The following is a 12,256-nucleotide window of genomic DNA, read 5'->3' on the forward strand; positions in this document are numbered from 1 at the left end:
GGACGAGGTGCCCCTACCGCACCGCGGCGGCCAAGGCTTCCCGGACGTCGGGGTAGCGCCAGGCGAAGCCGGCGTCGATGAGCACTCCGGGCCTGGCGCGGACGCTGGCCAGCGCCTCGACGCTCAGCCCGCCGAGCGCGACCCGCAGCGCGAAGGCCGGGATCGGCATGACGGTCGGCCGGTGCAGGGCCGCACCGAACGCCTTGGTGAACTCCGCGTTGGTCACCGAATCCGGGGACACGACGTTGACCGGCCCGGCGATGTCGTCGCGCTCCAGCAGGAACTCGACCGCGGCCAGCCAGTCCTCCATGGAGATCCACGGCATCCACTGCCGGCCGTTGCCGAGCTTGCCGCCGAGGGCGAGCCGGAACGGCAGCATCTGCGGCTTGAGGTAGCCGCCGGACTTGTGCATCGCCTGGCCGCTGCGCATCAGGACCACGCGTACGCCCGCGTCCCGTGCCGGCTGGGTGGCCGCCTCCCAGACCTTGCACAGGTCGGCGAGGAAGCCCGCACCGGGCGGGGAGTGCTCGTCGGCGACGCGGTCGCCGGTCTCGCCGTACCAGTTGATGCCGCTGGAGCTGATCAGCACCCGCGGTCGGGCGTCCGCGGGCAGCGCGGCCAGGGTCCTGGCGAGCGTGCCGGTCGTGTCGACGCGGCTGGCGCGGAGCACCTCTTTGTAACGGGTCGTCCAGCGCCAGCCGCCGACGTTCGCGCCGCTGAGGTTGACCACCGCGTCGAACGGCGCGACCGCGGCCGGGTCGAGCCGCCCCGCCGCGGGATCCCACGAGATCTCCGCGGCTCCGCGCGCGTCCCTCCGCACGAGCCGCGAGACCTCATGCCCACCCTCGGCAAGCCGTTTGGTAAGCCGGGTTCCGAGGAACCCGGACGCCCCCGAGACGAGTATTCGCACGGTCGGGGCTACGCCAGGCCCAGGTCCGCTTCGAAGTGGCCGGCTTCCAGGCGCTCCTTGACCGCCGCCAGGAAGCGCGCCGCGTCGGCGCCGTCGATGATGCGGTGGTCGTAGGAGAGCGCCAGGTACGCCATCGAGCGCGGGGTGATGACCTCGCCGAGGTCGGGGTCGTCGACCACGATCGCCCGCTTGACCACCGCGCCCGTGCCGAGGATCGCCGACTGCGGCTTCGGCACGATGGGCGTGTCGAAGAGGGCGCCGCGGCTGCCCGTGTTGGTGAGCGTGAAGGTCGCGCCGGAGATCTCGTCCGGGCTGATCTTGTTGGTGCGGGTGCGCTCGGCCAGGTCGGCGATCCGCCGGGCCAGGCCCGCGAGGTTGAGGTCGCTGGCGTCCCGGATCACCGGCACCAGCAGCCCGCGCTCGGTGTCGACCGCGATGCCCAGGTGCTCGCCCTCCGGGTACGTCACCGTGCCGGCGTCCAGGTCGAGCGAGGCGTTGACGATTGGGTACCGGCGCAGCGCCTCGACCGCCGCCACCGCGAAGAACGGCAGGAACGACAGCTTCACGCCGTGCTGCGCCTGGAAGTTCGCCTTGGCCTGCTGGCGCAGCCGGGCGATCTTCGTGACGTCGACCTCGACCACGGTGGTGAGCTGCGCGGAGGTCTGCAGCGACTCGAACATCCGCTTGGCGATCGAGATCCGGGTACGGGTCAGCTTCTCGGTACGGCCACGCAGCGGGCTCGGCTCGGCCTTGGCGGGCGCGGGTGCCGCGGCGGCCTGCGGCTGGGCCGGCGCCGGAGCGGGCGCGGCGGCGGCCGCCTTGGCCTTCTCGGCGGCCTCCAGCACGTCCTGCTTGCGGATGCGGCCGCCGACGCCGGTGCCGTTGAGCGCCGACAGGTCGACGCCGTGCTCGCTCGCCAGCTTGCGGACCAGCGGGGTCACGTACGCGCCGTCCCCGCCGTTGGCCTGCGCGGCCGCGGGAGCGGGAGCGGGAGCGGGCCTTTCCGCGGCGGGCGCCGCGGGCTGTGCCGGGGCGGGCGTGGGAGCAGGAGCGGGTGCCGCGGCTGGAGCGGGTGCCGGCGCGGGCGCGGCGGCCGGTGCGGCCCCCGTCGAGCCGATCACGGCCAGCTCGGCGCCGACGTCGGTAGTCTCGTCCTGGGCGACCTTGATCTCCAGGATCGTGCCGGCGGCCGGCGAGGGGATCTCCGTGTCGACCTTGTCGGTGGAGACCTCCAGCAGCGGCTCGTCGAGCTCGACGCTCTCGCCGACCTGCTTGAGCCAGCGGGTGACGGTGCCCTCGGTGACGCTCTCGCCGAGCGCCGGCATCCGTACCACGGTGGTGCCGCCGGTGGCGGCCGGCGCCTGCGCGGGCACCTCGTCCTGGTCGGTGGGCTGCGCGGCCGGCGGGGCCGCCTCGGCCTGCGCGGGAGCGGGCTCCTCCTCGGCGGCGGCCGAGGGCTGCTCGGTCGAGGGAGCGGGGGCGGGGGAGCCCTCCTCCTCACCGGAGATCACGGCAAGCTCGCTGCCGACCTCCGCGGTCTCGTCCTCATGCACCACGATCCGGGTCAGCACGCCGGCCGCGGGCGACGGGATCTCCGTGTCGACCTTGTCGGTGGAGACCTCGACCAGCGGCTCGTCGACCTCGACCCGGTCGCCCTCCTGCTTCAGCCAGCGGGTGACGGTGCCCTCGGTGACGCTCTCGCCCAGCCGGGGCATGGGGACCGATACCGGCATCTTCCGAACTCCTTATGGCTCCGCGGTAACTGTGGGTCAGGCGTGCGCGTGCAGGGGCTTGCCCGCGAGGGCGAGGTGAGCCTCGCCGAGCGCCTCGTTCTGCGTCGGGTGGGCGTGGACGAGCTGGGCGACCTCGGCCGGGTACGCCTCCCAGTTGTAGATGAGCTGAGCCTCGCCGATCAGCTCACCGACCCGGGCGCCGACCATGTGTACGCCGACGACGGGGCCGTCCGCCACCCGTACAAGCTTGATGAAGCCCTGGGTGCGCAGGATCTGGCTCTTGCCGTTGCCGCCCAGGTTGTAGTTGTACGACTGCACCTTGTCGGCGCCGTACTGCTCCTTGGCCTTCGCCTCGGTCAGGCCCATGGAGGCGACCTCGGGGTCGGAGTAGGTGACCCGCGGGATGCCCGCCTCGTCGATGGGCGCCGGGTGCTTGCCGGCGATCTCCTCGGCCACGAAGATGCCCTGCTGGAAGCCGCGGTGGGCGAGCTGGAGGCCGGGCACGATGTCGCCGACCGCGAAGACGTGGGGAACGTTGGTGCGCAGCCGCTCGTCGGTCAGGACGAAGCCGCGTTCCATCGCGATGCCCTGCTCCTCGTACCCGATATCGGCGGTCGTCGGACCGCGCCCGACGGCGACGAGAAGGAGCTCGGCCTCGATCGTCTCGCCCCCGGCGATCGTCACGCGGACGCCGGCGTCGGTGTGCTCCACCTTCTCGAACGGCTTGCCGGTCTTGAAGCCGATGCCGCGCTTGCGGAACGCCCGCTCGACCGCCTTGGAGACCTCTTCGTCCTCGGCGGCCACCAGGCGGGGAAGCGCCTCGATGATCGTGACGTCGGTGCCGAGGGACTTCCACGCGCTGGCGAACTCGACGCCGATGACGCCGCCGCCCAGCACGATCGCGGAGGCGGGGACCCGGTCCAGGTTGAGCGCGTGCTCGCTGGAGATCACCCGCGTGCCGTCCAGCTCCAGGCCGGGCAGGGTCCGCGAGTACGACCCGGTGGCGAGCACGACGTTGCGCCCGACGTACCGCTGGCCGTCGACCTCGACGGTGTTGGGCGCGACGAGGCGGCCGTGGCCCTCGACGTACGTGATCTTCGCGCTCTTGACGAGGCCCTGCAGACCCTTGTAGAGCTTGGCGACCACGCCGTCCTTGTACGCGTTGACGCCGGCCATGTCGATGCCGATCAGCTCGGCCTTGATGCCGAACGCCTCGGACTCGCGGGTCTGGTCGGCGACCTCACCGGCGTGCAGCAGCGCCTTGGTGGGGATGCAGCCGCGGTGCAGGCACGTCCCGCCCAGCTTGTCCTTTTCGATGAGGACGACCGAAAGGTCTAGTTGTGCGGCTCGCAGCGCGGTGGCGTAGCCGCCGCTGCCGCCTCCGAGGATCACCACGTCGAAGGTCTCGCCGCTCATATGCAGTCTCCCGATCCGCTAGAAACCCTCGGCCATCTTGTCACTTGTGGAGATAGCCCGCGTAACTGAGGTGCCCAACGCCACGTCCTCCAGAAGTACGCTTGCCGCATTCGATGGAAGGGAGACTGTTCGGTGGCCTGGTTTCGTCGGCGCAAGGAGCCCGGAGGCGCGCCCGGTCATCGTTCGGCGAATCGTGCCGATCTCGACCATCTTGAGGAGTTTGTCCGTTCGCGTCGCGGGGTCGAGGCGTTCATCGAGCCGCGGACGACGGTGACCGAGACGACCGTCCTGCTGATCGCCCACGACGGCGAGTGGACCCGGCGGCGCGTCGACAGCCCGGAGGGCGCGCGGCGGTTCGCCCACCGGCTCGCCATCCCGATCTACGACGTGGCGCTGGTGGGCTATCCGCAGCGGATGCGCGACTACAACGAGCGCCGCAAGAAGGCCGCTGGCGGCCCGCTCTAACCCGCCGCCGCGATGTCGTCGATCATCGCGAGGAGGGTACGCACCGGCACGCCGGTGCCGCCCTTGGTCCAGTAGCCGGTCGGCTCGCCGGAGTGGTAGCTGGGCCCGGCGATGTCGATGTGCGCCCACGGCACGTCGTCGGCCACGAACTCGCGCAGGAACACGCCGCCCTGCAGCATGTGGCCGGCCCGGTCCATGCCCGCGTTGACCTGCGAGATGTCGGCGACGTCCGAGTCCATGCCCTTGCGTACGTCCTCCGGCAGCGGCATCGGCCACGCCGGCTCGCCGACCTCCTCGCCGGCCGCCTTGACCCGCTCGCACAGCTCGGCCGTGCCCATCACCCCGGCGACCCGCTTGCCCAGCGCCACCACCTGCCCGCCGGTCAGCGTCGACGTCTCCAGCAGGTAGTCGCACCCGTCCTCGCACGCGCGGGCCATCGCGTCGCCGAGGATCATCCGGCCCTCGGCGTCGGTGTTGAGCACCTCGACCCGCTTGCCGTTGCGCATGGTCACCACGTCGCCCGGCCGGTACGCCGTCGCCGAGGCCATGTTCTCCGCCATCGGGACGTACGCGGTCACCGCGACGGCCGGCCTCAACGCGGCGACCGCGAGCATCGTGGCGGTGACCGCCGCCGCGCCGGCCATATCGGACTTCATCTCCCACATGCCCTGCGCCGGCTTGATGGAGAACCCGCCGGTGTCGAACGTGATGCCCTTGCCGACGAGCGCGACCCGCTTCTCGAACGACGGCGGCGTGTACGACAGCCGCACCATCCGGGGCGGCGCCGCCGACCCGAGCCCGACGGCGAGGATGCCGCCGTACCCGCCCTCGCGCAGCGCCTCCTCGTCCAGCACCTCGACGTCCAGCCCGGCCTCGCGCGCGGCGTCCGCGACCGCGTCCGCGAACTGCGGCGGGCGCAACTCGTTCGGCGGGGTGTTGACCCAGTCCCGGGTCAGCGCGACCGCCGCCGCCACCACGCCGGCCCGCACGATCTCCGCCTGCGCGGCGGCGTCCGCGGCGTCCGGCACGTGCACGGTCACCGCGCCCACCGGCGCCCGCCGGCCCGGCTGCGGCTTGGTCTTGTAGCCCGCGAACCGGTACGCGCCCAACAGCGCGCCCTCGGCCACCGCGCGCAACGCCGCCGGGGCGTCCTCGTCATCCGGCAGCGGCAGGCTCAGCGCCACCGTGCCGGCACCCGCCAGCGCCCGCACCACCGCGCCGCTCGCCCGCCGCAACGTCTCCGGCGGCGGGGCGGCACCGGTCGGCTCCGGGCCCAGCCCGACCGCGGCCACCACCGGCGCGGTGATCGTGCCGAGCGTCGCCAGCTTGGTCACCTCGCCCGGCGCGCCGGTGGCGCCGAGGAGCGCCAGCGTGCCGGTCAGCCGGCCGTCGAACGCGGCCACGATGCTCTCCGCGCCGCTCGCCAGGAGGAGACCGCCTGCCCCGTCGTCGCCGTTCAGACTATGTACGCCGATCACGATGGCATCGACCGCCAGCTCCGCGGGATCGGTGTCGACCAGACTCAGGGTCGGAATAGGGGAGGTCACTCGGCGGCTCCGGCTGGTGTCGACGCTGGCTGGTGTCCCGCCGATGCTAACCACACTGTGAACCTTGGGTAAGTTGCCACCCATGACAGGAGAGCTGCGGCGCTCGCCGCTGCACGAGCGGCACGCCGGTCTGGGCGCCAAGTTCGCCGCCTTCGGCGGCTGGGAGATGCCGCTGGAGTACGCCGGCGGCGGGGTACTCAAGGAGCACGCGGCGGTGCGCGAGGCGGTCGGCGTCTTCGACGTGTCGCACCTCGGCAAGGCGCGCGTGACCGGGCCCGGCGCGGCGGACTTCGTCAACTCCTGCCTCACCAACGACCTGCGCCGCATCGGACCCGGGCAGGCGCAGTACACGCTCTGCTGCGACGAGGCCAGCGGCGGCACGATCGACGACATCATCGCGTACCTGCACAGCGACGACCACGTCTTCCTCATCCCCAACGCGGCCAACACCGCCGAGGTCGTCCGCCGCCTCCAGGCCGCGGCGCCGCCGCCGGTCACGGTCACCAACGAGCACGAGGGGTACGCCGTACTGGCCGTCCAGGGGCCGCGCTCGACAGACGTCCTCCGCGCCGTCGACCTGCCCAGCGCGCACGACTACATGAGCTTCGTCACCGTCGACGGCGTCGTGGTGTGCCGCACCGGGTACACCGGCGAACACGGGTACGAACTGGTCGTACCGGCCTCGCTGGCCGTCGATGTGTGGGATCGGCTTTTCGCCGCCGGCGCCGCCTTCGGCATCCGCGCCTGCGGCCTCGGCGCCCGCGACACGTTGCGCACCGAGATGGGGTACGCCCTGCACGGTCAGGACCTGTCCTTGGCGGTGACCCCCGTGCAGGCCCGGGTCGGCTGGGCGGTCGGGTGGAACAAGCCCGCGTTCTGGGGGCGGGACGCGCTGCTCGCCGAGAAGGCCGCCGGCCCCCGCCGTACGCTCCGCGGCCTGGAGGCGCTCGACCGCGGCATCCCGCGCGCACACATGACCGTGCTGTCCGAGGGCGCCCCGGTCGGCGAGGTGACCAGCGGTACGTTCTCGCCGACCCGGAAGGTGGGCATCGCGCTGGCGTTGCTGGACACCGCGGCCGGCCTGGAAGACGGCGCCACGGTCGAGGTCGACGTACGCGGCCGCCGCTCCACGATGCGCGTCGTCAAACCCCCCTTCGTAAAACCCCAAGTCCGCTAGCCCCTCCCCACCCTCGCCCTCCCCGCCCTCGACCCGCGCGCGGCCTGCCCGCTCGTACTCGCGCTCGCCGATCAAGGGCTTGCCCGTCGATCAAGGGCGAACGGCCGTGGTTTGATCTCCGATCCGCGACCGTTTGCCCTTGATCGCGGGTGTTTCCCTTGATCGGCGCGCGCAGGCGCGAGGGCGCGCAGGCGCGAGGGCGGGCCGAGGGCGGGCGGGCCGGTGGTCGCGTCCGGGCCATCCACCCGCCGCTTCGCGCGCGTCCTCCTTGCGCGCTTGCGCGCCTGCGTGCGTCCTGCGAGCGGGGGCGCGCTTTGCGCGTCCGGCCAGCTACGCCGATCAAGGACTTTCGCGTCGATCAAGGGCAAACGGTCGTGGTTTAGAGATCAAAGCACGGCCATTCACCCTTGATCGACGGGCAAGCCCTTGATCGGCGAGCGCGAGCGCCGACGGGCAAGCCCTCGACGGGCAAGCCCTCGACGGGCAAGCCCGTGATCGGGGAGCGCGAGCGCCGATGGGCAAGCCTTGGAGGGGAGCTAGCGGACGGGTTCGGCGAAGAGGGTGGCGCAGACGCGGGTGTAGTAGTCGCTCGCGGGGCCGCGGTAGTACTCCGGGGGTGCCACGGTCAGGAACGAGTCGGCGTCCGGGTTGGTGGACGGGTCCAGGGCCAGCGACAGCTCGGCGGCGCGGTCGGAGCCGCGTTCGGCGGGGGCGCCGTACGCCATCGCGATGTCGTGCCCGGTCACCGTCACGGTCGCCGGGAACGGCAGGAAGGCCGGCTCGCCGGGCCCGTCCAGGGCGTCGCTCCAGGTGCGCAGGAGCCGCCTCGCCACGCCGGTCAGCGTCGCGCCCCAGCCCCGGGTCAGGTGCGGCGGCACCTCGTGCGTCTGGAGCTCCAGCAGCCCGAAGCGGCCCAGCCCCTTCGTGGTGAACCACATTCCGTCGGCGACCGTGTCGCCCGGCGAGTACGGGATGAGGATCCAGTCGGTCAGCCGTACCCGGCCCTCGGCGTCGGGCAGCGAGCGCAGCGCGGCGTCGACGGTCAGCACCTGGGTCTGGAACCCATCGATCAGGTCGGCGCCGAGCGTGTGCCCGAGGGCGGCGGCGACGGCGCGGGCGCTCCACTCGTGGGCGGGCGGCCAGCCGGGCCGGAAGCCGGCTCCGACGGTGATCACGTGGGTCGCGTCGCCCACCCGGTTGACCTGCTCGTCGCTGGCGCCGAACGCGGACAGCAGGTCGAGCGGCAGCGCCGGCAGGTCGGCCACCTCGCGGGTATCGATGGTCATCAGTGGGCCGGCAAGCATCTGCCGGGCCAGGTCACGCGCCGTACCCGTCACGAGGCCGTCGAGCGCCCGGGCGGCCACGTCGGCCAGGGTGCTCGGGTCGTCGGGCGGGGTCGAGGTGGGCACCAGGTAGGTGGCCGACACCGCCTCGGGCACGGGCAGGATCAACGCGTCGTCGGGCTCTGCCACGCCTACGCAGGCTACTCCCCGATCAGCCGAACGACAGTCCCACGTACGCCAGTGTCGCGGTGACTTCGATGGCCGCGCCGAGCACGTCGCCCGTGACGCCGCCGAATCGGCGTACCACGTGGCGCACGAGAAGCAGCGCGGCGGCGAGGGACACGAGGACGGCGACCGGCCCTTGCCACGCGCGGCCCGGGACCGCGGCGGCGGCCACGGCCACGACGGCGGCCGTCGCGACGAGGAGCGGGAGCGGCCCGACCGTCCCGGCGACGAGCGCGCCGAGGCCCTCGGGGCGTGCGGCGGGCACCCCGCGCCGGCACGCCCAGGATGCCGCGAGGCGGCCGGCGGCGGTGGCGGTGACGACCGTGGCGAGGGTCGCCGGCCATGGCCGGCCGGGGAGCGCGGCGAGGGCCGCGGCCTGGATCAGGAGGGCGAGGACGAGCGCCGCCACGCCGAACGGCCCCACGTCCGGCCGCTTCATGATCGCCAGGGCGGCCTCGCCGGAGCGGTACGAGCCGAGCCCGTCCGCGGTGTCGGCCAGCCCGTCGAGGTGCAGGCCGCGGGTGAGCAGCGCGCCGAGCGCCACGGTGACCGCGCCGGCGACGAGCGCCGGGGCACCCGCGGCGTCGAGCGCGAGCAGCGCGCCGGCCAGTACGGCGCCGAGCGCTCCGCCCACGCCGGCCGCCACCGACATCGCCACCCCGGCGGCGGCTCGGTCGACCCGGCCTGCCCGCAGCGGCACCACCGTGAACGTGGTCACCGCCAACCGCAGGCCGCTACTGAGCACCGTCGATGGCGGGCTCCGGCGCGAGCGGGTGCTCCGGCAACGTGCCGGCGAGGCTCAGCGCGGCCCGCAGCAGCGGCAGCGCGGCCAGCGACGTGGCGCCCTCGCCCAGGTCGAGCCGCAGGTCCAGCAGCGGGGTGAGGCCGAGCACGTCGGCGGCGAGCTTCACGGCGGGGTGGCCACCGTGGTCGGGCAGCAGGCACCAGTGCCGCGCCTGGCCGGCGAGATCGCGGCTGACCAGGCCGGCCGCGACGCCCACCGGGCCGTCGAGCAGCACCGGCGTACGGCGGGCCGTGGCGCCGAGCAGCACGCCGGCCGCGATCGCGATGTCGCCGCCGCCCAGCTCGGCGAGCACGTCCTTGGCGCTGCGCTGGCTGTCCCGGGTGCGGTGCAGCGCGTCCCGGACGGTGGCGCAGCGGGTCATCCAGGCCGCGTCGTCGACCCGCCCGCCCGGCGACACGACCCGGCCGAGCACGGCGGCCGGTTCGGCGCCGCTGGCCGCCGCGAGCACGGCCGCCGCGGCCGCCTCGGTGCCCGCGCCGCACGCCCCGAGCACGATCAGGTCCACGCCGCTGTCCACGGCCTCCTCGGCGAGGCGCCAGCCGTACCGCAGCGCGGCCTCCACGGCGTCGACCGTGAGCGCGGGTCCGAGCTCGATCGGCGCCGCGGTCGGCGCGTCCACCACCTGCAGGCTGGCGCCGGCGGCCGCCGCGAGGCGCGCGAGCGCGCCGTCTCCCGACCGGGCCTGATCGGCCCGCCGGCCCGACTCACCGGGCGCCACGCCGGCCGCCGCACCGCCGTCGTGGTCACCATGCAGCAGGAGTACGCGGATGGTGGTCCACGGCAGCGGAGAGGGGGACCCTTGGGTGGCGGCGGCGAAGGCGACTACCTGGTCCAGCGCCCCGAGTCCGGCGCCGGCGAAGTCGAGCGTGCCGAGCCGTTCGGTGGCCTGCGGTCCGGCGTGCTCGTCCGGCATCGGCAGGTCCATCCCCGGCTGGATGACGAGGCCGGTGGCGACCATGGGCAGCGTCATGGTGGGCGCGCTGAGGGCGTCCGCGGGCGGCATCGGCGGTGGCGGTACCGGCGTCTCGACCGTGGGGGTGAAGACCTCCGGCGTCGGCTGCGGGCGTTCGGTCGCCGCGGTGAGCTTGAGCCAGCTGGGCTGGCCGGCGAGGACCAGCACGACGGCGTCGCTGGCCTCGGCCACGGCCCGGTTGGCCGCGCCGAGCGCGTCGGTGAAGGCCCGCCCCACCTTGGTGGTCGGCACGAGCGAGAGGCCGACCTCGGAGCTCACGATCACCAGGCGGGCCGCGCAGTCCCGGACGGCCGGCGCGAGGTCGGCGGCCCCGGCGCCCGCCTCGAGCGTCGCGCTCACCCAGCCGCCCAGGTCGTCGACCAGCAGCGTCTCGTCCGCGCCCGCGCTGGCGATCAGCTCGACCAGCCGGTCCGGGTCGGCGCCGATCTCCTCGGTGACCCAGCCGTCGAGCCGGCGCTCCTGGTGCTCGGCGATCCGTTCGGCCCACTCGGCGTCGGTGGGGTCGATGGTCGCGGTCGCGACATACCGGACAACCTTCTCCCGGGCCACCAGGCTCTCGGCGAACTCCGACTTGCCGGACCGGATGCCACCGAGCACCAGTGCCGTACGCCAACCCTCAACGGACATGCTCGTACCTTAGATCGGCCGGCTGGGCGGGGTGGGTGGGGCACTAGGCTGGCGAGCGTTGTCCGGTGTGAGTGGGGAGTGCGATATGCCGTGGAGCTGGCGCTATGAGGGCACTGACGGGCGTGCGGTGGCCGGGCCAGCCGAGCAGTTCGGGAGTCAGGCCGACGCCGAGTCCTGGATCGGCCAGATCTGGCGCGAGCTGGCCGCGGCCGGCGTGACCTCGGTGGCACTGGCCGAGGACGACCGGGTGGAATACAAGATGAGCCTGTTGCCGAGCGCGGAATGAGCTCCGACCGCCGGAGCGACCTGGTGGCGGGCGTCCCGCGGGAGGCGTTCCGGCCGAGCGTGGTCTTCCTGTGCCTGGTGGCGCTCTTCGTCACCAGCGGCTGGATGGCGTGGGTCGAGTTCGGCAACGTCCGGTTCGACGTCTTCCTCTTCGTCGTGTCCGGCTGGCTGGTGTCGCTGTGCCTGCACGAGTACGCGCACGCGATCGTCGCCTTCCGCGCGGGCGACCGGGGCGTGGCGCACCGCGGCTACCTGACGCTGAACCCGCTCAAGTACAGCCACCCGCTGCTGTCGATCGTGCTGCCGGTGGTGGTCGTCCTGCTCGGCGGCATCGGCCTGCCCGGCGGCGCGGTGTGGGTGGACCGGCACGAGATCCCCGGTCGGCTGCGGCACACCCTGGTCAGCCTGGCCGGCCCGGCGACCAACGTGCTCTTCGCGGTGCTGCTCGTGGTGCCGTTCGCGGTGGGCGTGGAGGTGTTCGCGCACGAGGAGTTCTGGGCGGGCGTGGCGCTGCTGGCGTTCCTCCAACTGACCGCGAGCGTGCTCAACCTGCTCCCGGTGCCAGGGCTGGACGGCGGCAACATGATCCAGCCGTGGCTGTCGCCGCAGTGGCGCCGCGGGTACGACATCCTCGCCCCGTACGGCTTCATCCTGCTCTTCGCGCTGTTGTGGAATCGGCAGATCTCTGGGTGGTTCTTCTCGGCGGTGTTCGCGGTCGGGGATGCGTTGGGGTTGCCCGAGTGGCTGTACTCCGAGGGCTTCAACCTGATCCGCTTCTGGCAGGGCGCGGGCTAGGTGCAAGGAAGGGCC

10 protein-coding genes and 1 pseudogene are annotated in these 12,256 nt (G+C 73.4%); 4 read left to right on the forward strand and 7 right to left on the reverse strand.

The window, feature by feature from the left end; translation table 11 throughout:
• Positions 1-13 precede the first annotated feature (13 nt).
• From Prum_RS28555 to lpdA, 3 genes are read right to left on the reverse strand one after another with little or no spacing between them, the layout of a single operon-like run.
• Entirely contained in the window at positions 14-910 is an 897-nt protein-coding gene (locus Prum_RS28555) for a TIGR01777 family oxidoreductase (RefSeq protein ID WP_173079289.1), read from the reverse strand.
• Between the two features lie 8 nt (positions 911-918).
• Positions 919-2,643 (reverse strand): 2-oxoglutarate dehydrogenase, E2 component, dihydrolipoamide succinyltransferase, encoded by a 1,725-nt coding sequence (sucB, locus tag Prum_RS28560; protein WP_173079290.1) that lies wholly within the window; start codon positions 2,641-2,643, stop codon positions 919-921.
• Positions 2,644-2,679: 36 nt separating this feature from the next.
• Positions 2,680-4,059, reverse strand: a complete 1,380-nt coding sequence (gene lpdA / locus Prum_RS28565; RefSeq protein WP_173079291.1) for a dihydrolipoyl dehydrogenase — start codon at positions 4,057-4,059, stop codon at positions 2,680-2,682.
• A 132-nt stretch (positions 4,060-4,191) separates the two neighbouring features.
• Here lpdA and Prum_RS28570 point away from each other — a divergent pair, with 132 nt between their 5' ends.
• Complete coding sequence (locus tag Prum_RS28570; RefSeq protein WP_173079292.1) at positions 4,192-4,524, forward strand: hypothetical protein; 333 nt, start codon at positions 4,192-4,194, stop codon at positions 4,522-4,524.
• On the opposite strand, the gene Prum_RS28575 is transcribed toward Prum_RS28570, so the two are convergent.
• Positions 4,521-6,071, reverse strand: coding sequence for a leucyl aminopeptidase (locus Prum_RS28575; RefSeq protein WP_173079293.1), 1,551 nt, complete (start codon positions 6,069-6,071; stop codon positions 4,521-4,523). The genes Prum_RS28570 and Prum_RS28575 overlap by 4 nt on opposite strands.
• Positions 6,072-6,153: 82 nt before the next feature.
• On the opposite strand from Prum_RS28575, the gene gcvT reads away from it, so the two are divergent.
• A complete protein-coding gene (gene gcvT, locus Prum_RS28580; protein ID WP_173079294.1) occupies positions 6,154-7,248 on the forward strand; it encodes a glycine cleavage system aminomethyltransferase GcvT in 1,095 nt (364 codons plus the stop codon).
• 536 nt (positions 7,249-7,784) lie between these two features.
• Here gcvT and Prum_RS28585 read toward each other — a convergent pair.
• The 3 genes and pseudogenes from Prum_RS28585 to Prum_RS28595 all read right to left on the reverse strand — a co-directional run.
• Positions 7,785-8,720, reverse strand: coding sequence for a hypothetical protein (locus tag Prum_RS28585; protein WP_173079295.1), 936 nt, complete (start codon positions 8,718-8,720; stop codon positions 7,785-7,787).
• A gap of 22 nt (positions 8,721-8,742) precedes the next feature.
• The gene (locus Prum_RS28590) at positions 8,743-9,501 is read right to left on the reverse strand and encodes an adenosylcobinamide-GDP ribazoletransferase (protein WP_173079296.1); all 759 of its coding nucleotides are present in this window, start codon (positions 9,499-9,501) and stop codon (positions 8,743-8,745) included.
• A 25-nt stretch (positions 9,502-9,526) separates the two neighbouring features.
• Positions 9,527-11,161 (reverse strand): annotated as a pseudogene (locus Prum_RS28595) (bifunctional adenosylcobinamide kinase/adenosylcobinamide-phosphate guanylyltransferase); the annotation flags it as partial.
• 85 nt (positions 11,162-11,246) lie between these two features.
• On the opposite strand from Prum_RS28595, the gene Prum_RS28600 reads away from it, so the two are divergent.
• Complete coding sequence (locus Prum_RS28600; protein ID WP_173079298.1) at positions 11,247-11,447, forward strand: hypothetical protein; 201 nt, start codon at positions 11,247-11,249, stop codon at positions 11,445-11,447.
• The gene (locus tag Prum_RS28605) at positions 11,444-12,241 is read left to right on the forward strand and encodes a site-2 protease family protein (protein WP_173079299.1); all 798 of its coding nucleotides are present in this window, start codon (positions 11,444-11,446) and stop codon (positions 12,239-12,241) included. The genes Prum_RS28600 and Prum_RS28605 overlap by 4 nt, the downstream gene beginning before the upstream one ends.
• Positions 12,242-12,256: the final 15 nt, after the last annotated feature.

The organism is Phytohabitans rumicis (assembly GCF_011764445.1).
Taxonomy (GTDB): Bacteria; Actinomycetota; Actinomycetes; order Mycobacteriales; family Micromonosporaceae; genus Phytohabitans; species Phytohabitans rumicis.